The organism is Ktedonobacterales bacterium, from assembly GCA_036557285.1.
Taxonomy (GTDB): Bacteria; Chloroflexota; Ktedonobacteria; order Ktedonobacterales; family DATBGS01; genus DATBHW01.
Window position 1 is genome coordinate 16,949 of the sequence record DATBHW010000052.1, and the last position, 20,377, is coordinate 37,325.

The 20,377-nt window shown below is 60.2% G+C and carries 20 protein-coding genes; 15 read left to right on the forward strand and 5 right to left on the reverse strand.

The window, feature by feature from the left end; translation table 11 throughout:
* Positions 1 to 200 precede the first annotated feature (200 nt).
* From VH599_15205 to VH599_15230, 6 genes are all read left to right on the forward strand, one after another.
* Positions 201 to 1,289: a deoxyguanosinetriphosphate triphosphohydrolase gene (locus VH599_15205; GenBank protein ID HEY7349662.1), complete on the forward strand. Its 1,089-nt coding sequence runs from the start codon at positions 201 to 203 to the stop codon at positions 1,287 to 1,289.
* 67 nt (positions 1,290 to 1,356) lie between these two features.
* Positions 1,357 to 2,295, forward strand: coding sequence for a hypothetical protein (locus VH599_15210; GenBank protein HEY7349663.1), 939 nt, complete (start codon positions 1,357 to 1,359; stop codon positions 2,293 to 2,295).
* 6 nt (positions 2,296 to 2,301) lie between these two features.
* Positions 2,302 to 4,395: a DNA primase gene (gene dnaG, locus VH599_15215; protein ID HEY7349664.1), complete on the forward strand. Its 2,094-nt coding sequence runs from the start codon at positions 2,302 to 2,304 to the stop codon at positions 4,393 to 4,395.
* 280 nt (positions 4,396 to 4,675) lie between these two features.
* Positions 4,676 to 6,211 carry an RNA polymerase sigma factor RpoD gene (rpoD, locus tag VH599_15220; protein HEY7349665.1) on the forward strand — a complete coding sequence of 512 codons (1,536 nt, stop codon included), beginning with the start codon at positions 4,676 to 4,678 and terminating at the stop codon, positions 6,209 to 6,211.
* Positions 6,212 to 6,684: 473 nt separating this feature from the next.
* Complete coding sequence (locus tag VH599_15225) at positions 6,685 to 8,454, forward strand: PrsW family glutamic-type intramembrane protease (protein ID HEY7349666.1); 1,770 nt, start codon at positions 6,685 to 6,687, stop codon at positions 8,452 to 8,454.
* Positions 8,451 to 9,209: a hypothetical protein gene (locus VH599_15230; protein ID HEY7349667.1), complete on the forward strand. Its 759-nt coding sequence runs from the start codon at positions 8,451 to 8,453 to the stop codon at positions 9,207 to 9,209. Before VH599_15225 ends, VH599_15230 begins: the two co-directional genes overlap by 4 nt.
* Here the strand turns inward: VH599_15230 and VH599_15235 are convergent.
* The 3 genes from VH599_15235 to VH599_15245 form a co-directional block, all read right to left on the reverse strand.
* A complete protein-coding gene (locus VH599_15235) occupies positions 9,194 to 9,853 on the reverse strand; it encodes a DUF3267 domain-containing protein (protein HEY7349668.1) in 660 nt (219 codons plus the stop codon). The two genes, VH599_15230 and VH599_15235, sit on opposite strands and share 16 nt — an antisense overlap.
* Positions 9,853 to 10,335, reverse strand: coding sequence for an NUDIX hydrolase (locus VH599_15240; protein HEY7349669.1), 483 nt, complete (start codon positions 10,333 to 10,335; stop codon positions 9,853 to 9,855). The genes VH599_15235 and VH599_15240 overlap by 1 nt, the downstream gene beginning before the upstream one ends.
* Before the next feature lie 76 nt (positions 10,336 to 10,411).
* Positions 10,412 to 10,849, reverse strand: coding sequence for a hypothetical protein (locus tag VH599_15245; protein HEY7349670.1), 438 nt, complete (start codon positions 10,847 to 10,849; stop codon positions 10,412 to 10,414).
* A gap of 81 nt (positions 10,850 to 10,930) precedes the next feature.
* On the opposite strand from VH599_15245, the gene VH599_15250 reads away from it, so the two are divergent.
* From VH599_15250 to VH599_15280, 7 genes are all read left to right on the forward strand, one after another.
* Positions 10,931 to 11,209 (forward strand): hypothetical protein, encoded by a 279-nt coding sequence (locus VH599_15250; GenBank protein ID HEY7349671.1) that lies wholly within the window; start codon positions 10,931 to 10,933, stop codon positions 11,207 to 11,209.
* A 5-nt stretch (positions 11,210 to 11,214) separates the two neighbouring features.
* Positions 11,215 to 11,583, forward strand: coding sequence for a hypothetical protein (locus VH599_15255; protein ID HEY7349672.1), 369 nt, complete (start codon positions 11,215 to 11,217; stop codon positions 11,581 to 11,583).
* Positions 11,584 to 11,912: 329 nt separating this feature from the next.
* The gene (locus tag VH599_15260) at positions 11,913 to 13,787 is read left to right on the forward strand and encodes a protein kinase (protein ID HEY7349673.1); all 1,875 of its coding nucleotides are present in this window, start codon (positions 11,913 to 11,915) and stop codon (positions 13,785 to 13,787) included.
* Between the two features lie 19 nt (positions 13,788 to 13,806).
* On the forward strand, positions 13,807 to 14,919 hold the full coding sequence (gene holA, locus VH599_15265) for a DNA polymerase III subunit delta (GenBank protein HEY7349674.1): 1,113 nt from the start codon (positions 13,807 to 13,809) through the stop codon (positions 14,917 to 14,919).
* Positions 14,920 to 15,047: 128 nt separating this feature from the next.
* Positions 15,048 to 15,383, forward strand: a complete 336-nt coding sequence (locus tag VH599_15270) for a hypothetical protein (protein HEY7349675.1) — start codon at positions 15,048 to 15,050, stop codon at positions 15,381 to 15,383.
* Positions 15,384 to 15,423: 40 nt separating this feature from the next.
* Positions 15,424 to 16,161 (forward strand): hypothetical protein, encoded by a 738-nt coding sequence (locus tag VH599_15275; GenBank protein ID HEY7349676.1) that lies wholly within the window; start codon positions 15,424 to 15,426, stop codon positions 16,159 to 16,161.
* A gap of 9 nt (positions 16,162 to 16,170) precedes the next feature.
* Complete coding sequence (locus VH599_15280) at positions 16,171 to 16,515, forward strand: hypothetical protein (protein HEY7349677.1); 345 nt, start codon at positions 16,171 to 16,173, stop codon at positions 16,513 to 16,515.
* A gap of 43 nt (positions 16,516 to 16,558) precedes the next feature.
* Here the strand turns inward: VH599_15280 and cysS are convergent, their stop codons facing one another.
* Entirely contained in the window at positions 16,559 to 17,806 is a 1,248-nt protein-coding gene (gene cysS / locus VH599_15285) for a cysteine--tRNA ligase (GenBank protein ID HEY7349678.1), read from the reverse strand.
* 176 nt (positions 17,807 to 17,982) lie between these two features.
* Positions 17,983 to 18,759: a TatD family hydrolase gene (locus VH599_15290; GenBank protein ID HEY7349679.1), complete on the reverse strand. Its 777-nt coding sequence runs from the start codon at positions 18,757 to 18,759 to the stop codon at positions 17,983 to 17,985.
* Between the two features lie 199 nt (positions 18,760 to 18,958).
* Between VH599_15290 and VH599_15295 the strand changes: the two genes are divergently transcribed.
* Both VH599_15295 and VH599_15300 read left to right on the forward strand, forming a co-directional pair.
* On the forward strand, positions 18,959 to 19,141 hold the full coding sequence (locus tag VH599_15295) for a hypothetical protein (protein HEY7349680.1): 183 nt from the start codon (positions 18,959 to 18,961) through the stop codon (positions 19,139 to 19,141).
* The gene (locus VH599_15300) at positions 19,095 to 20,297 is read left to right on the forward strand and encodes a transposase (protein HEY7349681.1); all 1,203 of its coding nucleotides are present in this window, start codon (positions 19,095 to 19,097) and stop codon (positions 20,295 to 20,297) included. Before VH599_15295 ends, VH599_15300 begins: the two co-directional genes overlap by 47 nt.
* Positions 20,298 to 20,377 lie beyond the last annotated feature (80 nt).

Here is a 20,377-nt window from a genome sequence, read left to right on the forward strand (position 1 = left end):
TTGAGCCGCCTGGAAGGCGGCGCTACAAGTGTATCTGCAAGTGCATCTGATTACTGACGTGTGATTCAGCCAACATCGCTGCTATGGTTTTTTTCATAGCAACTTTGCCCTCTCTTGTGCGTTAATAATGATGTAGAGATTCTGTGACAATGTGTCACTCTCTCAAGCACTCCATAGACTCTGCTCGCTAGAGGGATAGCATGAGCGATAGCACGCGGGCCATATCAACCGATCAGGGACGTTCTGCGGCTGCTTTCACGCTGGCCGATGTGCGCCGCCGTCTGGAGGCGAACGAAGCGCGCCTTGCGCCCCTCGCCGCTCGCAGCGCCGCTTCGCGTGGTCGGGCGCGCCCCGAAGAGGTATCGCCTGTGCGCACCGAGTTCCAGCGGGACCGTGACCGCATCATCCACTCCCACGCCTTCCGGCGTCTGAAGCACAAAACGCAGGTCTTCATCGCCCCGCTCGTTGATCACTACGTCACCCGCCTGACCCACACGCTGGAGGTGCAGCAGGTGGCGCGCACCATTGCGCGCGGTCTGAACCTGAACGAAGACCTGACCGAAGCGATCTGCCTGGGGCATGATCTGGGGCATGGGCCGTTCGGGCATGTGGGCGAAAAGGTACTTAAAGAACTGGTCTGGCCGGACTTCAAGCACAACGAGCAAAGCCTGCGTATTGTGGACGTGCTGGAAAAAGGCGGCAGGGGGCTGAACCTGACCTGGGAAGTGCGCGACGGCATCCTGAATCATTCTAAGGGCAAAAGCGTGGAAGGGCGCGAGCGCGGCCATCCCGCCACGCTGGAGGGGCAGGTCGTCAAAATCGCCGACAGCGTAGCCTATCTCAATCACGACATCGGCGACGCCATCCGCGCGCGGATGTTGCAGGTGGAGGATTTGCCGCAAGACTGTCTGGACGTGCTGGGGCGCACGCACGCCAAACGCATTGATACGATGGTCTGTGACATCATCGAGCAAAGTTGGGACAAACCAGAAGTGCGCATGAGCGAGCCGGTGCTGGCGGCGACCAATCAGCTTCGCAACTTCATGACCGAGCGCATCTACTATGCCCGCAGCGCCCTCGAAGATTCGGTGCGCGCCAGCCGCTTGATGGGCGAACTTTGCCGCTATTTCCTGGCTCATCCAGAAGACATCCCAGAGGACTATCGCAGAGGCTCCCAGGAACGCGGCGAACCCATCGAGCGGGCCGTCTGCGATTATCTGGCCGGCATGACGGATTCTTACGCCATCCGTCGCTTTTCTGAGTTGTGGATGCCCAATTATCGGGCCTAGCATCGTTCTTCTGGGGTGAGCCGTAAAAGCAGCAAGGGTGACGAACGAAGAAAGTTGAAAGGATATTGTGCCAGGCAGCATCGTTTTTCGTTGGTATGATCGCGCGCAGGCGGATGACATCGCTGGCGCGTGGACGGTGAAGCAGTTGCTGGCGCGCCTGGAGGCCGACAAAGCCAGCGAGGGGGCGCTGCCGCTGGGGAGGTCGGGGGTAGCGCCCACCGAAAGCCTGGAGCGATTATTGGCAGATATGCGGGCGCGCGGATATGGTGAGACGCCCATTCGCCAGCTTCCGCAGGAACGAGCATCGGACCCGCTCCTGCATTATGAGTTGATCTGCGACGCCTGCACGCAGGCGGAGTGGCGGGCCAAAGAAGCCTTTTTGATTCGCCATTTCATCGGGCTGCGCCTGGACGCCGGGCAGGAGGGCAGCAGCGCAGCCACAGGCGCGGCGTATCTCTCGCCTGCCGACCTGGAGGATCAGTACGCGGCCAGCCGCGACGGGCGTTTTCGCTGGCGAGACTGGCCCGCCTTGACCGAGGCGCTGGAGCGCCTGGACTGGACGCGCTGGAGCGAGACCTTTCGCGCCAGCTATGAAGCGGATAAAGCGACGCGCAAGGCCGGAGTGGAGCGGGCGCTGCGCGACAACTACGCGGCGGTTGAGGAACTGCGCCAGCGATTGAAGGAGGGCGAGCAGCACAACTGGACACTGGTTGTCTATAACGCGAACGACGAGCGGCTGCCGTTTCCGCCGCCGCCGTTCCTGATGGCGGCAGTGCGCCAGACCGAGGCGGAGGTTGCCGAGGCGCGGCGGGCAGCGGAAGCAACGCTGGCCCGGCGCAGACGCTTCCAACGGATTGTGGTACCAATCGTCTTATTGGCCGTGTTTCTGCTGTTGAGCTTTTTGTTTACGCAATCCATTCTTGGCGGGCTGATCGGAACTGCGCTGATTGTTCTCATTATCGCCACTGTTGTCTATTTCATCATCCGCCCCCAGGCGAAAACGTGATTGCCGATGACCATCATTGAGCAGATCAAAAGCAAACTGGATATTGTCGAAGAGATTGGCGCGATTGTGCCGCTGAAGAAGTCGGGCAAGGCGTATAAGGGCGTTTGCCCCTTCCACAGCGAGCGCACGCCGTCTTTCTATGTCTTCCCGCAAAGCGGTACCTGGAAGTGCTTTGGCTGCCAGGAACGCGGCGATATGTTCACCTTTGTGGAGAAGCAGCAAGGGCTGGATTTCAAGGAGAGCCTGGCGCTGCTGGCTGAAAAAGCGGGCGTGCCACTCGAAGCCTATCAAGAAACGCTGCCAGGCAGCGAGGAAGCCGACCAGGAAGAAGCCGCGCGCCGCCGCCTGCGCCAGATCAACGAGGCAGCGGCTATCTGGTTTCACCATCTGCTGCTCACGTCGTCTGAAGCCTCTTACGCGCGCCTCTATCTGGATGGGCGCGGCGTGAACCACGACAGCATCACCCTCTTCCGGCTTGGCTTTGCGCCTGCGGGCGGCGACCTGCTCTGTACCTATCTGCTCAGTCAGGAATACAGCGCGCAAGAGATCATTGCCGCCGGCCTGGGGCGCGAGCGCGATCCGGCCAGGGAAGGACGCGGCGGCCTCTATGACTACTTCCGCAACCGCATCATCTTCCCCATCCGCGATGCGCGCGGGCGCACCGTCGGGTTTGGCGGGCGCGAACTGGGCGGCGGCTCGCCCAAATATCTGAACACGCCGCAGACCCCACTCTTCGATAAAAGCGGCATCCTCTATGGCCTGGACCTGGCGCGCGAAGCCATCAAGCGCCGCGATCAGGCCGTGATCGTCGAAGGCTATCTGGACGCGCTGGTCGCCCATCAATACGGCGAAAAGAACGTCGTGGCCTGCATCGGCAGCGCCATCACCGAAAAACACGTTCGCCAGCTCAAAAAGCTTACCAAACGCCTCGCGCTGGCCCTGGACCCCGACGCAGCCGGAGAAACGGCCACCCTGCGGGGCATCGAAGTGGCGCAGCAGGGCTTCGACCGGGTGATAGCTCCCATGCCCAGCACACCCGATGATCCCAGGGCTAAAGGCAAAGTACGCGGCATGGTGCGCTTCGAAGAGCAGGTAGACGCGCAGATCACGATCCTGCGCCTGCCGCCCGGCGAAGACCCGGATGAAGTGATCCGGCAGAGTGTCGGGACGTGGAAGCAGGCGCTTGCCGAGGCGCTGCCGTTAGTTGATTTTCTCTTTGAGGCTCATACCACCGGGCTGCGGCTGGATACGCCGCAAGGCAAGACTGAAGCGGCAAAACGGCTGCTGCCGGTGCTGATAGAAGTGCGCGACCGGGTGAAGCAGGATGCGTATCTCCGGCGGCTGGCAGGGATGCTGCGCACCGATGAACGGACGCTCCGCCAGGAGTTGGACAGGCTCCGACGAGGGCAGGCGCGTGAGGGTCGAACTGGTCAACACGCGCCAGAAATAGGACTAAAGTCCTATATGAACGAAAGGGGTGATGAGCAGACAGAGATAACACACGCTCAGCAAGCACAGGGGGAAGGTCTATTCAAGCTTGTTCCCAAGGCTGGAAGCCTGGAGGCGCTCTCAAAAGCGATGGAGGAATATTGCCTTGGGTTACTGCTTGCCTGCCCCACGTTAGCTGAAGATGTCTGTGTTATAATAGACGAAGTTGATTTTATCGGAACAGAGACACGCGCCCTCTACCACTTCTTTGTCACAGCGCTTCAGAACGGAACTCTCTCTGACACCCAACGCATGCTCTCCACTTTGCCTGGCATCTTGCAAGAAACTGCGGAGCGCCTGCGACAAGAGGTAGAGATGAGAGAGCGCATGGAGAGCATCAGCCGTATCCGCAGACGGCCCACACACAGGGCCGGGCATGCGCTCGAAACAAATCCAGTGCTGGACAGCGTTCGTCTCAAAAAGGTTGCCACCAAAGCTGCATATCGGTTGAAACGGGCGCGCTTGAAAGAAGCGCACAATGAATTGATATACCTGCGACAAGAAGCGGAACAGGCCGGAGATCAAGAAGGGCTGGCGGCGCTGGATCAGCGCAGGAAAGATGTGCTGCTCCAGATCGAGACCATTGATTCGGCGGTTCCACTGCATAGTTAGTTTTCAATACCCTCGGCGGGTCGTCATGAAATGGTACTCGTGCCGCGCCAGCCCTGGCAAGTATACCAGCGAAGGCCAAAGAGGTCAAGGGATTTTGAACGAGTGGAGCGGGAGAACGGCTTCCAACGCAGCGCACAACTCACGGTCTTATTCTTTTTTTAAGCAGCGCGGCGTTTTGAGCCTGTTCTTTCAGTCTCCTCTCAAAATAACCACACACAACATTACGACGTAGGACGAGCAGTATTCGACATCGCTTGCTCTTCGTGAGGGGGTTGCCGGAATGGTCAAGCGCAAAACCGAGCCACTAGCCCAGCGTCAGGGGGCGCTGCGGGTTCAAGAGCGCGCTGAGGAAGCGTCTACCACTGATAGCGACGAACTAAATAATCTACCAGGCGATGAAGACGAAGAAGGCGTCGAAGAAGACGATGAGGACTTCATAGAAGAAGACTTCGATGATGGCCTCGATGACGAAGCTATCGCCGCACAACAGGCGGAGGAAGAGGCGGAAGAAGCAGAAGAAGACGAAACCGCTGCGGCGGAAGAAGCCGAACGCTTCGCACTTGCCAGCAGCAGCGAAGACCACGAAGACCACCTGGAAGACCTGGCCGACGGGGACGATTTCTTAGGCGACAACGAGAAGCAGAAGCCCGCGCGGGCCAACCACCATATGGCGCCGCGTGAGACAAAACCCCACGATACCCTGCTGAATGTAGCCGACGTTGAGTCCGTTCGCGCCAAGGTGGGGGCGCGAGGCGGGTCACTCGACGACCTCTTCAGAATACAGGATGGGCCAATGGTGATGGACGCCCTCAATCCCACCAAGAGAACCGCAAGCCGATGGCGTGGAGATGAAGAGCCGGATGTGGAGGCGTTGGCTGCTGGACACAAGTGGGATGAGTTGCACGAAGGCTTTGGGATTATTGTTGCCGATCTGGAAAGCAGCCTGGATGATCCTGTGCGGATGTACCTGCGCGAGATTGGCCGCGTGCCGCTCCTGACCGCCGAAGAAGAAATATCGCTGGCAAAGCGCATGGAGCGCGGCAGACTCGAATACCAGAATCCCTGCTGTAATCGCTGCATCGTCGAAGATGGCGAGGAGGCGCAGCGCAAGCTGACCGAAGCCAACCTCCGTCTGGTGGTGAGTGTCGCCAAGAAATATATTGGCCGGGGGATGAGCCTGCTGGACCTGATTCAAGAGGGGAATATTGGCCTCATTCGCGCCGTCGAGAAGTTTGACTACAGGAAGGGCTTCAAGTTCAGCACCTACGCAACCTGGTGGATTCGCCAGGCCATCACCCGCGCCATCGCCGACCAGGCCCGCACTATTCGTATCCCCGTGCATATGGTCGAAACCATCAATCGCCTGATTCGCATCAGCCGCCGATTGCTTCAGGAACTGGGCCGCGAGCCAACTTCAGAGGAGATCGCGCTGGAGATGCAGATTACTCCCGAAAAAGTGCGCGAGATCATCAAAGTCAGCCAGGAACCCGTCAGCCTGGAAACCCCCATCGGCGAAGAAGAAGACAGCCACCTGGGCGACTTCATCGAAGATCACTCCGCGCTGGCCCCTGCCGAAGCCGCCAGCCATCAACTGCTCAAAGAGCAGGTCGAGGTCGTGCTGGGAGGACTCAGCGAGCGCGAGCGCAAAGTCTTGCAACTGCGCTTCGGGCTGGATGATGGGCGCAGCCGCACCCTGGAAGAGGTGGGCCGAGAGTTCAAGGTGACGCGCGAGCGCATTCGCCAGATCGAGGCCAAAGCCCTGCGCAAGCTGCGGCACCCATCGCGCAGCCGCAAGCTCAAGGACTATCTGGATTGACACTCCCTGACCCTTTCGGGAAGGGTCGGGGATTCTTGGTTCAGCCATCGAACTTAACCGTCCATCACTGCTGATAGAAAGCCAGAGGTTCCATGTCCCCAAGCGTTGCGTCTTCCGAAGAAGACCCGTTCCCGCCTGCCCGGCGGTACGGAGCCGAACACAATCACACAAGCAGAAAGGCGCCAAGCCGTCAGGCAAGGACTGCGCGCTCTTACGAGCTTCTACGCTTCCTCTCTGCTGACTGTTTGCACCGGCAAAAGACGCTAGTGCTTTTACCCAAGGGAACGCTTTACCTTGGAACCTTGAGAAACACTATTCTGTTTTGAAGGTGCAGACCATGTGGGAAACCCCTTCATGGCAGGCTAACGGTAGTATAATATGAGCAAACGTTCTTGTCAAGACAACGGAGGGCGCGGCTTCTCCCCCTATATCTCAAGACCAGGAACCTGCGCCGCGCAAGATAGGTAACCGGCATGCAAAGCTGCCCAACCTGCGGCGCCCGCATCGGGCTGGAACAACGTTCCTGCCCCACCTGCGGCGCGCCGCTTTTTCCCTTCCAGGGGCCAGCGCCCAGCATCATGCCAGGGACGGCGCCGCTGGAGGACGCATCTAGAGCCGTTTCACCAAACGGGAACGCGCCCCAGCCAGCGCCCACATCGGGCAGCGAACGCTGGGGGCCGGGCATCTGGGGGCCAGGCTCGCCGCCGATCAGTGAACCGTCCCCGGCCACACCCGGCCTTGATAAACCCGCCCAGGCGATCCCAGGGCAGCCCACGACCCTGCGCGAATATGGCTCAGGCGCCGCGTCCAGGCCATCCCCACCGTATCGCCCGCCTGCTGGCCCTGGCACGCCGACCTATCCGTCAGCCTATCCAGGGTACGCGCAGCAGCCCGGATACGCGCCCTATCCACCCTATCCGGGCGCGCCTGGCTATCCCTATGGCTGGTATCCTCCTATCAGGCCGCCGCGCCCCCCAGGCGAAACCTATCATAAAGTCCTCAGCATCCTCACCCTCGTTGCCTCTTCATTGCTGCTCCTGGGCGGGTTGGGCGCGATAGGGGTGACATGGCTGCTGGCGTTGACAGGCAACAGTCAAGACCTTTCGATCATCAATTTTCTCATCATGGTCATCCTGGCCGCGCTCGCGGGCGGCGGCGCCGGAATGTATCATGCCATCCGCGCGCTGATGCGCGATGCATCAGCGCCGTTCAGCCTGCCCAGCTTTTGGGCGCTGCTCGCGCTCGCTGTGGTGATTCTGGCCGCTGGCATCGCACTCTTTGCCCTGGAACAGCCTACCGGATCGGTAATCCTGATCGAGCCGCTGGTCCTGCTCAGCGGCATCGTTCCGGCACTGATGGTGCTGGCCCTGGGGCTGCAACGGCTGCGCTTCAATGTGAGTTGGCGGCGCATCTGGCTGGCCCTGACAAGCGGCGCAACACTCGCTGTTGGCGCGGGCATCGTGCTTGAGGGCGTGCTGGCGCTCCTGCTGCTTGGGGTCTCTCTCCTGAACATTGGCCCCTCCGCCTTGAACCCCAATAGCTCATTCGGCACGATTGCTACTCTGGTCCTGATCGCGGTGATAGCGCCGCTGGTCGAGGAAACGACGAAGCAAATCAGCGGATTCTTCCTCTTGCCACGCATGAAAGGGCCACAAGAAGCCTTCTTGATCGGGCTGGCGGCTGGCATCGGCTTCGCCATCGTAGAAACAGCGGGCTATATTGGCAGCGCGCAGGCCGACTGGGTGGGCATCGCCTTTGGGCGCGTGGGCGCGGGACTCCTGCATGGCATGGGCGCGGCGGTGGCCGGAGTTGGCTGGTATTATTTGATAAAGGGCAAGGGCGCGCGCTGGCGCTGGCGCATTGGCTTCGGCTGCCTGGCCTACGCCTACCTGCAACACGCCCTCTTCAACGGTGGACAAGTGCTGCTGCTGATCGGCTTCAAGCCCTTGCAGACCTGGCATTTCGATATTTTCGGTCTGCGTCAGGATGCCACCATTCTCTACGCTGGCGGCCTCTATCTCATCATCCTGGGCATCATACTCCTCGTAACACGCTGGCTGCGTCAGTCGGCTCCGTCTGCCGCCAGCGCCTTACCAGCCGCGCGGCCAGCTCCCAACGTGGCGGCGGCATGGCCCGACGCACCAGGGGCCAATAGCCTGAGCGGGCCGATCAGCAGCGCCGCGCCAACCGATACGCTGGGCGTTGGAGAGCCGGGCGGCAGCGAACCAGGAGGCCGCAGATGAGCAGTGGATATTACCCGCAGCCGCCCTATCCGGGCGCGCCCTTTGCGCCCCCACCGCCTGCCGAGCCGCCTCAGAAACCACACAAGCCCTGGCCGTTGCGCGCGATCAATCGCTGGATGACCATTGGCGCGACAGCGATCACGCTGGTAGCCGTCCTGCTGGCTGTCCTGGCATCCAGAGTCGTAAGCGGCCCGCCTTCCACCGCAGGCATGACGCTGGCGTATCAGAGCAAGATGACACAGAACACGACGGGCCAACTACGCTGGGACGAAAACAGCGATTGCCAGTTCACCAGTGACGGCTATGTCGTGGCCTCGCCAGACCTTGCTCGCTCTGCGCACTGCCAGCTTCAGGGCAGCAGCTATCAAGACTTTACCCTGCGCGTGCGCGTGGTCTATGCTGAAGAGAACGCCGTTATTGGCTTCCTTGGCAATGATCGCCTGGCAATCGTTGGCTCCGGGCGCTTCCTTTTCTACCGGAATGACCCTGAAATCGGCCCGGCCACCTATCTCGTTCCCAGGACAGGGGTCAGCGAGGGATCGGCGGCGCTGCATCCCTCCAGCCTGGGCGTCAGCGAGCGCGCAAACGACATCACCATCCAGGTGAAAGAAATGACCTACTCGTTCTATGCCAATGGGCAACTGCTGGCAACGTATACCTCGCCCTTGTTAGAGAATCCTGGTCCTATCTTCCTCGGCGCAAGTCCTGGGCAGCAGGCGGTGTTCAGCGATATTGCCATTTATATCCCAGGTTGAATTGCGTAGACCTCGAAGCCTGTCGCAGTATCCTGCACCAATACTGTGGAAGGCTGCTGGAACAAGATGCGCGCCGCCCACAGATCGCCAGCCGCGCCAGAGAAGTTGCCAATCAGCCCAAGCTGCACATACGGCGCGAGGCCAGGAGCCAGCAGAATCAACACGATGCCCGCCAGAGAGATCAGCGCCAGCGGCGCCAGCCCCACCGCGAGATAAGCGCCGCGCGTAAACAGTTGATCGGGCGCGCCACAATAGAGGGCAAAAGGCAGCTTCGCGCCAAAGACGGGCCGCCCGCCCAGCAGGGCAAAAACCAGGCCATGCGCGCCCTCGTGCAGCCCCAATACCGCCAGATAGGCCAGGATATTGGCTCCGGCCACCGTCCAGACCTGCGACCAACTGATCGAGCCGCTGGCCGCGCCTGTCTCCAGCCGATAGACCAGCAGATTCAGCCCCAGAAAGAAAGCCGCGCCCACCAGAAACAGGTACAGGCTGAGCCGCGCCAGCGTGTACAGATGCTCAGGCCCCAGCGCATCCCAGGCCAGCAGGCGTTCTACGCGCCCCTCGTTCACGGCTTGCTGGGCCAGGCGACGGCGGCCAGGTTGAAAGCAATGCGCCACGCGCAAAGGCCGGGCTGTCAGCGGCATCAGGAGTCCTTTCTCCGCAACCAATCTTGAATGATTTCGATATTCTGCGCGAAAGCCAGTTCAGGCAGGGCATCGGGCGCAAAGAACCCGACGGCGCGCGTCTCGTGGCCGACAATCAGTTCGCCGCCACGCACGCTGGCGCAGTAGACGACCAGGGCCACGCCGCGCTCCAGATTGGTGTACACGCCCAGCAGACCCTCCAGGCACACATCCAGGCCAGTCTCTTCTTTGACTTCGCGGATCGCGGCGTCCTCAACTCGTTCGCCCAGGTCCACATAGCCCGCTGGCAGCCCCCACTTGCCCAGGCCGGGATCAATATCGCGCTGATTGAGCAAAATCGCGCCATCGCGCACGACCAGCGCGCCAGCCGCGATTTTCGGCCCGCGAAAGACAACATGGCCGCAGCCCGGACAGACTGGCCGCAGCCGACCAAACGCTTCGCGCTCCACCAGCGCATGACCGCAGCGAGGGCAATATTCCATAAGCATACATAACCTGAAAGGGTAAGAAGAAACGCTGTTTCTTGATTATAGCGCAGCCAGCAACACAACCGGCGGTTCACGCGGTACTGGTGACATCATGCACCCGAAAGGGCCACGTTTTGACCTCTTTGTTTTCATCGAGCCGCGCAACGACTCGATAACCGCCGGGCGCAGGAAAAGTCGCATTTATCGCCAGGCTAACGATGGCATGCTGGGGGGTACCAGGAGGCAAAGCAGGCGGACGACCAATCTCCAGATTCGCGTCAACAACCGCTACCACCTTCGTCGCGTCTTCGTTTTCTACCTGAACGGCAAGGCGGTGTGGCTCATTCGTCTCATGCCAGGGTACCAGAACGGAGATGCCAATACCAAAATGGCTTACGGGCGGCCTGCCCCCTTTGGGGACGCGCCGATAATGCTCAGTCCAGCCACCTCCACTAATGTAAAACAGGCCATTGGCGGCCTCGACATGATTCGCCAGGATAAGAAACTCAATGGCAGTCGTCTCCGGCATACACTTATTCTCCCTGCTGACAGCTAGAGTATACTGTGGTATACTAGAGTATACCACCTTTTGTTTAAGAGGGCGCGGGAGATGTATATTGATGAATGGGAATGGGACGAAGCAAATGAGGAGGAGATCAGGAGGCATGGTCTCAATCGGCGCATGGTGGAACAGGTATGGCTGGAAAAACCAAAGTTCCGCCGCAATAAGAAATATCGAGCTGCCAGCCACCAAATGATAGGGCCAGATCTCAGCGGCGCCATCTGGGTTATCTTCATTGCACAGGTTCCGGGCGGCCAGGGCTTGTGGAGGGTCATCACTGGTTGGCGTGCCAGTAAAGCTCAAGAAGAATGGTACGGGAGGTACTAACAATCATGCGCCAAGAAAACGATACCGATCTGATACAAGAACTCTATGAACACCAGGATGATCCAGATGAGTGGAGTGAGGAAGCTGTTCCCATCGAGGTTCGGCCAGGCCGAACTTCGGTAGTTTCATTTCGGCTGCCCACAAAGGAATTGGATGCCCTGGAGGAAGCTGCCTCTGCCGCGAGAGAATCTATCTCGGAGTATGTGCGCAAGGCTGTTGCGCTGCGCCTGAGAGACGATAGCTCGAATGGGGGGAACGCCATCACCTCGGCGGGCATGCGATTTAACCAACACGATACCTGGGATATTTGGAGTACCGCGCCCGCATCCACCGAGCAGTATGACTATACGCAAAACCCGCGCCGGGTGAGCTAGCCATCCCGCTCCCGAAGAACCCCTTGCCAGGAAGGCAAGAACGGGGTATCATCAGAGCAAGGGAACACACGCCAGCGCGCTCGTGGTTGTTGTACTTCATAACCATACCAGGAAGAGCTATGTTCTCACCCTGGCAAGAGACGACGGCTATGGGCCAACCGGGCTATTCGGGGGGCTAAGACTACCCAAAACGCAAGAGATACGGTACAATGAAAGCCACATGTGTAACCAGGAGCGGGCCACGTAAGGTCTGGCGGCGCGCGGCAAAGCGTCTTAAGAGCGAATAAATAGGTGAGCCGCATATCCGCTGCCTGGAGCCGGGGAGGCGTATGGCAGGTGAGATTCTCGGCGGTCGTTACGAACTGATGGAACCCATCGGGCGCGGCGGCATGGCGACCATCTATCGCGCCAGAGATCGGCGCATGAATCGGCTGGTCGCCGTAAAGGTGCTGCGCGAGGTCTACAGCAGTGACCGCAAATTCATTACCCGCTTCCAGATGGAAGCGCGCGCGGCGTCATCGCTGACACATCCGAATATTGTCCAGGTCTATGACTACGGGCAAAGCGCCGATAGCTATTATATTGTAATGGAGTTTATCCAGGGCATCGATCTGCGGCGCTATCTCCGTACCCACCATATTCTGGATGTTGATCAGGCGATTACCATTGCCCATGATGTCGCGCTGGGGCTGGGCGCAGCGCATCGTCGGAGCATTGTCCACCGCGATGTGAAACCTCAGAATATCATGGTCAACGGCGAGGGACTGGTCAAGCTCACCGATTTTGGCATCGCCAGCATGTACAAAGACCTGAGCGCCGAACGGCTGACGACCACCGGCATGACACTGGGTACGGTGCAGTACTATGCCCCCGAACAGGCGCAAGGCGAGATCGTCAAGCCTGCCGCTGATGTGTACGCGCTGGGCATCGTCATGTACGAGATGCTAACCGGCAAACCGCCTTTTGACGGTGATACGCCCGTTTCGGTGGCGGTGCGCCATATTCAAGACCTGCCAGAGCCGCCGCGCAAGCAGAACCCCAAGATTCCGCCAGGGCTGGAGGCGCTGATCTTGCGCTGCCTGGAAAAAGCCCCGCGTGATCGCTACCCAAACGGGGACGAACTCGCCAGGGCGCTGGATAATTACGAGGATGAAGCCGACAGCAGGCGAGCAAGCGGCCCCTACGAATATGGCCCCAGGAATACCGTACAGGCGGGGCAAGGTTCCGGCGCTCGCTCGATTTTGCCGAAGGAGGCCACGCTGCCCGCCAACCCACGCGGCTCCGGCGGGCTGTTGAGTGGGGCAGGCAGGCCGAGCGGCGGCCTTGGCCCCGGCGCTCCAGGGCGTTCGGTTTCCCGGCCACTGCCGCCGCCAGAACCAGAGGAAGAGGAAGAGGAAGACTGGGACGAACCACAGTATTGGGATCAACCCGTCAATCCCACCGCCAGAACCCGACCCTTTGGCGCCGCGCCAGGGACCATGCCGCGCTCGCCGATACCCGGCAGGACGATGGGGGGGCGATCACGGCGCGCCACCGCCATCACCATGTCTTTGATTGGCGCGGCGACCCTGCTGCTGCTGGGGTTAAGCTGCTATCTTGCCAGTCAGCTTGGGCTGGGGACTGGCTTATTCGCTTCGATCACCGGCAATCAGGCAAGTCCAACGCCCTCAACAGCCGTCGTCCCCTATGTCATCGGCCAGCAGGAAGCGAGCGCCAGCAAGCAAATCACCGACGCGGGGTTCAGAGTGGACCTTCAGTATGGACCCAGCACTACCCAGCCGGTGGGTACAGTCTATGAGCAGAAGCCCGAACCAGCGACCCGCGCCGACCTGGGAAGCATCGTCACGATCTACATAAGCCAGGGGGCAGAGGCTTTCCCGATGCCCGAAGAACGCGGGAAAAAGCTGGCTGACGCGGAGCAAGACCTCAAATCCAAACAACTTCAATACAACGTTGTTACCCAGCTCAGCACCAAACCCAATAACACGGTGATCAATCAAGACCCCCTGCCAGGCACGCAGGTGCATGCGGGGGATTCGGTCACGCTTTACGTGAGCCAGCAGGTAACACCCACGCCCACGCCGTCGCCCACACCCACGCCCAGCCCGACGCCGTCGCCTACACCCACGCCCACGCCGCCCAGCGCCCTGGCTCCCGATGAGCCAGCCCTGGCGCGCGGCTCTGGCAGCGGGGAAGTTATCTAGAGGCAGGGAATGAACGGCCATGTGGTATCTCTTTCACGGCCCTGACGAATTCTCCGCCCGCGAGGCGCTGGCCGCCTTGCGGGCCGAGGGTGACTTCGGCTATAACCAGGATACCTTCAAGGGCGACGAGGTTTCGCTGCCTGCGCTCATCGCTGCATGTGAGACGTATCCGTTTCTGAGCGAGCGGCGGCTGGTCGTGCTGGAGGGCCTGCCAGAGAAGCAGAGCGCGAAGAAGGGTCGAAGCGCGGCGGCAGCCGATCAAGACGCCAGCGGAGAGCAAGCCGGTTCCGCCCCGATGGGCGATCATCAGGGCGAGGCTCGAAGCGCCCCCAGGAAAAAAGGTGGCGCGAGCAAGAAAAATCGGGCGCCAGGCGCGGACCCCAAAGCCTTCATTATCGGGCTGGCGGAATATCTGCCCGGTCTGCCAGAGACGACCATCCTGGTCGTGCTGGTTGATGAGGCGCTGGAGGCCAGCCACCCGCTGATGCTGGCCGCCAAACAGGGGGGGCAGGCGCGCCAGTTTACGCCGCCAAACGGCCCTGCTCTGGAGCGATGGATTGCCGGGCGAGCGCAAGAGCGCGGCTGCGCTGTGACTCCCGATGCCACCCGCATGCTGGCAATCTACGCCGGGCGGCAACTGCGCCTGCTGGCCGGAGAGGTGGAGAAGCTGGCGGCCTACGTGGGAGAGGGCGGGCAGATTGACGCCGCGAGCGTGCGCCTGCTGACACCCGCAGCGCAGCAATCGCGCATTTTCGATCTCACCGACGCGCTGGCGCGCCACGAGCGCGCCCACGCGCTGACGATCCTGCACGAACTGCTGGATCACGGCGAGGCTCCTATCGGGCTGACGGCTTTTATCGGCTCGCAGGTGCGCGCGCTGCTGATGGTCAAAGACCTCAGCGAGCGCGGCCTGCGGCCCCAGCAGATCGCCGAAGCCGCCGGGCTGAATCCCTTTGTCGTGAGCAAAACGCTGCCGCTGGTGCGCCGTTTTTCCTTCGCCCAACTCAAAGCCGCTCATCGCGCGGCGCTGGGCGTTGATACCGCGCTCAAGCGCAGCCGCATGCCAGCCGAACTGGCCCTTGATCTGCTGGTCATCGAATTTGGCGAGGAGACCCGGAGCAGTGCTAGATAGGGCGTTACGCCCCCTATGCAGCGCGGCTCCAAAGGGATATAATGAAATGCGCATGCACCCTTTTTCGCTCAGGCAAACCATCCCATAACCTGAAGCCCTGAGATTTACTGTTGGGAGACATTGGAACAATGGATATTAACGGCATCTGGATATTGATTCTAGGGATTCTGGCCCTGCCCGGCGCAGCAGTAATCACCCGCTGGATGAGTCCTGTCGGCAACAAGGCAATGGGCCTGCTGGCCGGAATCCTTGGGGGCATCATCGGTATTGTTGTTCTGGAGGTGATCGCTGGCCTGCCAGCCATCATGAAGCCAGCCATAGCAGGCGTTGATGCGTTAGGGGCGGCAGTAGTAAGCTTTTTCCTGGTCTCGGCAGCCAGCGCCTCAGCGGGGCTGCTGGTCAACTGGCTGCTCTATTCCATGCAGACCAGGAACAACAGTCCAGAAGAGGCTCTTGCCGAGTAGGGCAGGGGCTTCTTGGCAAGTAGAGAGGAATGTGAGACCTATGAGCACTCCTCCATCGGGAGACAAACCCGCTGGCCCAGCGTCAGCGACGATTCCCCCGCCCTCACCAGAAGGGCTGGCGGCTGCCCAGGGGTTGGCCGCCCTTCTGGGAGAAACCGAAGAAAAGCCCATCATTCAGCTTGCCCGAGCGGTGGATTACCTGGGGGAAGAGAAAGCTCAGGCATACGCAGCAGAGGCGGTCACACTCGCTGCGGGCGAAGGCATTCTGACGAAGGATGGCAGCCGCAAACGGAGTCCTGGAGGCACCTTTTTCGCCCTGGTACGCCAGCGCCTGGTGAACCCGAAAAAAGATTGGCGTAAAATCAAGCCGATTATGAAGCAGAAGTCCGATCAGCCGACGGCGCTGGCCGAGCAGATGCCAGCACTCATCGAGATGACTGGGCGGTTGAAGGCTGGCCCGCTGGCAGGCTCCAAGACGGTGATTACTGGACGGCCTGGCACCCTCCAGAAGCAGGCTCAGTTTGTGGCCTTCACGGTCAAAGCCCAGCAGCCACCAGCACTGCCCAAGGGGCTGCCCATCTACAAGGGGGAGACCAAATACCTCGTGCTGGCGGCCACCAAGCAGTGGGAGAAGGTGGAGAAAAGGATCAACGACGATCAGGAAGATCAACTCTACATCGAGGGCTTCAGCACCGTTCAGCCCAATTTCAAAACCGGCATCGTCGTGCTGGCAATGAACGTCAACACCGTTGGCCTGATGCGCACCAGAAAAAAATAGAGGGAGTGTATGAGCAGCAAAATCACGCTTACCGGGCGGCCTGGCCCGATTCAGAAGCAGCATCAGTACGTGGCGTTCTCGATGAAGACCCAGACCGCGCCCGCAAATCTCCCCAAAGGGCTGCCAACCCTCAGAGGGGAAACCAAATACCTGATCCTGGTGACAGAGAAGCAGTGGAACAAGGTGGAGAAGCGGATTAACGAGGACAAAGAAGATAAACTCTTCGTTGAAGGCTTCAGCACCATTCAGCCCAATTTTCCTGGTATTGTGGTACTGGCGCAAAGCATCAATACCACCGGCCTGATGCGCTCTCGCAAAGAGGAGCAGCGTAGTCAGGCTCAAGACCAGCAGTAGCTTTATGTAGAACGGGAGCGTCTTTTTCAGACGCTCCCTTCGTTTACTCAGGCAATCTGAGGCCCAGCACCCCCGCCAGTTCGCGCAGCCCGCGCACAGCAGCCGGTTCCTCGCGTTTCTGCTGGCGCGCCTCCAGAATATGATCGGCGAGCGCCGCCAGGGTGTTGAGCGCCAGCGGCGTATCCAGATCATCCTCCATTGCCCGCATAAAATGCTGGCGTGCTTTTTCCGCTACCTCCGCTCCCGCCTGCTCATCGTCCCTGACGCCCGCCGCGCGTTCTTTTTTGCCGATCACGCGCGGCGCGGCGGCGGCATAGAGTTTCGTCGCTATCTTCGCCGCCAGCAGCGCCTCTTCTTCCTGGTATTCCCAGGCTTCGCGGTAGTGATGGCTGAGCAGCAGCACGCGCACCGTATTAGGCGCATAAGCCCCCAGCAGGTTGCGCACCAAGATCAGATTGCCCAGTGACTTGCTCATCTTCTCGCCAGCCAGCCGCACCATGCCGATGTGCATCCAATAGCGCGTGAAGGGGCGAGCGCCTGTGGCGTTCTCTGTCTGAGCGATCTCGCAGGTATGATGCGGGAAAGCCAGGTCAGCGCCGCCGCCGTGAATATCCAGTTGATCGCCGAGATAGCGCGTGGACATGGCGCTGCACTCGATATGCCAGCCGGGTCGTCCTGGCCCCCAGGGGCTGGGCCAGGCTGGCTCGCCCGGCTTCTGCGCCTGCCAGAGAACGAAATCCAGCGGGTCATCTTTGAGCGGATCGTCGGGATAGTTGCCGCGCTCATTGGCCGTCGCCAGCCAGCACTCATAGCCGACATAGCCTGCCGCCTCAGCCAGTTCGCCGAAGGATGCGTCGCTCTTGACGCTGAAGTAGACGTTGCCCTCGCGCTCATAGGCGTGGCCGCCGCGCAGCAGCTTCACGATCAACTCGATCATCCTGGGCGTCTCTTCTGTTGCCTTTGCGTACACGTCGGGCATGCGCACATTGAGCGCGCTCATATCTTCGAGGAAACGCTGCGTCTCGCGGCGGCCCAGTTCATCCCAACTAAGGCCCACCTGCGCTGCTTTGCGCAGCACATCATCATCAATATCGGTGACGTTCTGGACATAGCACACCTTCAAGCCGCGCCACTCCAGGTAGCGGTGTAAGGTGTCAAAAGTCGCATAGACAAACGCATGCCCCAGATGTGTCGTGTCGTAAGGGGTCACGCCGCACACGTAGACCTTCACCACTTCGCCCCCAGGGATGAAGTCTTCTTTCGCCTGGGTCATTGTATTAAAGAGTCGCATCCGTCTTTGTTTCCCTTTCTGCCTGCCACGACCATACGCATGGTCTGTTCCCCCAGGTATGATGATCGTATCCCAAATCCTGTTGAATGCTCACGGCTTCGACTTGCAGCGCCGCCTTCCAGGCGGCCAGCCGTTGAGCCGCCTGGAAGGCGGCGCTGCAAGTAAAAAGCTCCTCTTCAGGCGCGCGCCAACCCCAACAGGGTGCGCGCGTTGTTCGTCGTAATGTCGGCGATCTCCCCAACGGGCAGATCGCGCAGCTCGGCCAGTTTCGCCGCCACCAGCGCCACATGCTTTGGTTCGTTGCGCCGCCCCCGGAAAGGATGCGGTGTCAGATACGGGCAATCGGTCTCCACCAGCACGCGATCCAACGGCGCCCAGGCGGCCACCTCGGCCAGCGCCGTGTTGGCGCGATAGGTCAGCGGCCCGGCGAACGAGAGATAAAAGCCCGCAAAGGTCAGGCATTCTTCGGCCATCTGCCGATCCCCTGAAAAGCAATGAAATACCCCGCGCACGCCCCGCGCATGCTCGCGCAGCATCGCCATCAGGTCAGCGTGCGAATCGCGGTTATGCAGAATGATGGGCAAATCAAGCTGGCGAGCGAGATCAAGCTGGCGCTCCAACGAGTGCTGCTGGTGCTCGCGGGGCGAAAGCATGCGATAGTAATCCAGGCCGGTTTCGCCAATGGCGACCACGCCTGGCCGCCCGGCCAGATCGCGCAACTCGGCCAGCGCCTCATCCGTATAGCTGGAGGCGTCGTGAGGATGAATGCCAACAGCGGCAAAGACGTGTCCAGGATGTTTCGCTGCCAGATCAACGGCGGCGCGGCTGGAGGGCAGATCGCAGCCAGCATCCACCAGCATCTCCACCCCGGCCTCGATGGCCGAAGTAATCACGGCGTCACGGTCAGAGACAAATTGACGCGCATCAACGTGCGCGTGGGTATCAACGAGCAAGATTCTTTTGTTCCTTTCGGAGAGGAGCCTTGGGGTAGCCATTACGCAGCGCGCACAGAAGAGTCTTGATTGGCATCCGCGCTGCTTTTTATCACAATGCTTTATCAAGGGCCGTGTAAAACCCCTTGCTTTAGCACTGCGGATAGAAGCGGCCTCGCTGCGCTTGGCATGAACGTATGCCCTATGATATACTACGTACATGGAACAATCAGCCAAACCCAAATTACCGCGCTGGACGATCACGGTTTCGCCTGCCTTGATTGACGTGTTTCGCACGTTGGCAGCCGAACACAAGCGATCATTGAATAGTGAACTGGTGTGGGCGTTGGAGCAGTATGCCAGGCAAGAGCAGCGAAAATCCAAACGAGCGGCGAACCCATAAAGCCTTCCAATACCGCATCTCTCCCACGAAGCAACAGGAGCACCATTTGCTCTTTGTGCTGCGCCGCTGCCGTTCCCTCTACAACAGCGCTCTGGAACAGCGCAAGGCGTTCTATCAGATGCGCCGCAAGAGTCTGGGCTACAGCCAACAGGCGGCAGAACTGGCCGACCTGAAGGCCGCCTATCCCGCCTATGCTGACATCTACAGCCAGGTGTTGCAGGATGTCTTGCGCCGCCTGGACAAAGCCTTTGCCGCCTTCTTCCGCCGCATCAGAAATGGGGAGACGCCCGGCTACCCACGCTTCCAGGGAGCGGGCCGCTATGACTCGTTCACCTATCCGCAAGCGGGCTTTGCTCTGGCTGGGAATATGCTCACGCTCTCCAAAATTGGCGACCTCAAGGTGCGGCTGCATCGGCCCATGCAAGGCCAGGTGAAAACCTGTACCATCAAGCGGGACGTGAATCACTGGTATGTCACCTTCTCCTGTGAAGTGGAAGACGAGCCGTTGCCGCCAGGCGAAGAAGCCGTAGGCATTGACTTGGGCGTGCTGCATTTTGCCACGCTGTCTACTGGCGAAACCATCGAAAACCCGCGCCCCTATCGCCGTGGGCTGAAGCGTATCAAACGCTTGCAACAAGCGAAGGACCGCAAAAAGCGTGGCTCCCATCGGCGCAAGCGGGCGGCTATCGCCCTGACAAAAGCGCATCGGCAGGTCCGCAACCAACGCAAGGACTTTCAACACAAAGCGGCCCGCGCTCTGGTGAACCGTTTTGGCGTGATCGTGTTTGAGGACGTGAAGATCACGAACATGAGTAAAGCGCCCGACCCCAAGCCGGACCCCGAAAAAGAGGGCGAATATCTGCCCAATGGGGCGGCGGCCAAGGCGGGACTCAACCTGTCGATTCTTGATGCTAGCTGGGGCCAGTTCCAGCAGTTGTGCGTCGCCAAGGCTGCGAGTGCCGGACGCCGCGTGCTGTTGGTGGACCCCCGCTATACGAGCCAGCGATGCAGCCAGTGTGGGGCTATCGTGAAGAAGGACTTGTCTGAACGCTGGCATTCCTGCTCCTGTGGCTGTGAACTGGACCGCGATCACAACGCAGCATTAAACATTCTGTTCCAGGGCCAGGAAGTGGCCCACAGAGTTACGGCTCTGTAGAAGCCCCTCGCTTGAGCGATGGGGTACTTCACTAAGTATAGCGAACGGAGGGGGCGGCTGTCAAACACAAAATCACGGAG

What these genes read in the sequence shown, in the direction of transcription:
- rpoD (HEY7349665.1), top strand. Translation starts at nt 4,676, where the DNA reads ATGGTCAAGCGCAAAACCGAGCCACTAGCCCAGCGTCAGGGGGCGCTG.
- VH599_15230 (HEY7349667.1), top strand. Translation starts at nt 8,451, where the DNA reads ATGAGCAGTGGATATTACCCGCAGCCGCCCTATCCGGGCGCGCCCTTT.
- VH599_15250 (HEY7349671.1), top strand. Translation starts at nt 10,931, where the DNA reads ATGTATATTGATGAATGGGAATGGGACGAAGCAAATGAGGAGGAGATC.
- VH599_15205 (HEY7349662.1), top strand. Translation starts at nt 201, where the DNA reads ATGAGCGATAGCACGCGGGCCATATCAACCGATCAGGGACGTTCTGCG.
- VH599_15295 (HEY7349680.1), top strand. Translation starts at nt 18,959, where the DNA reads ATGGAACAATCAGCCAAACCCAAATTACCGCGCTGGACGATCACGGTT.
- VH599_15255 (HEY7349672.1), top strand. Translation starts at nt 11,215, where the DNA reads ATGCGCCAAGAAAACGATACCGATCTGATACAAGAACTCTATGAACAC.
- VH599_15275 (HEY7349676.1), top strand. Translation starts at nt 15,424, where the DNA reads ATGAGCACTCCTCCATCGGGAGACAAACCCGCTGGCCCAGCGTCAGCG.
- VH599_15270 (HEY7349675.1), top strand. Translation starts at nt 15,048, where the DNA reads ATGGATATTAACGGCATCTGGATATTGATTCTAGGGATTCTGGCCCTG.
- VH599_15225 (HEY7349666.1), top strand. Translation starts at nt 6,685, where the DNA reads ATGCAAAGCTGCCCAACCTGCGGCGCCCGCATCGGGCTGGAACAACGT.
- VH599_15235 (HEY7349668.1), bottom strand. Translation starts at nt 9,853, where the DNA reads ATGCCGCTGACAGCCCGGCCTTTGCGCGTGGCGCATTGCTTTCAACCT.
- VH599_15260 (HEY7349673.1), top strand. Translation starts at nt 11,913, where the DNA reads ATGGCAGGTGAGATTCTCGGCGGTCGTTACGAACTGATGGAACCCATC.
- VH599_15240 (HEY7349669.1), bottom strand. Translation starts at nt 10,335, where the DNA reads ATGGAATATTGCCCTCGCTGCGGTCATGCGCTGGTGGAGCGCGAAGCG.
- dnaG (HEY7349664.1), top strand. Translation starts at nt 2,302, where the DNA reads ATGACCATCATTGAGCAGATCAAAAGCAAACTGGATATTGTCGAAGAG.
- cysS (HEY7349678.1), bottom strand. Translation starts at nt 17,806, where the DNA reads ATGCGACTCTTTAATACAATGACCCAGGCGAAAGAAGACTTCATCCCT.
- VH599_15280 (HEY7349677.1), top strand. Translation starts at nt 16,171, where the DNA reads ATGAGCAGCAAAATCACGCTTACCGGGCGGCCTGGCCCGATTCAGAAG.
- VH599_15245 (HEY7349670.1), bottom strand. Translation starts at nt 10,849, where the DNA reads ATGCCGGAGACGACTGCCATTGAGTTTCTTATCCTGGCGAATCATGTC.
- VH599_15300 (HEY7349681.1), top strand. Translation starts at nt 19,095, where the DNA reads ATGCCAGGCAAGAGCAGCGAAAATCCAAACGAGCGGCGAACCCATAAA.
- holA (HEY7349674.1), top strand. Translation starts at nt 13,807, where the DNA reads ATGTGGTATCTCTTTCACGGCCCTGACGAATTCTCCGCCCGCGAGGCG.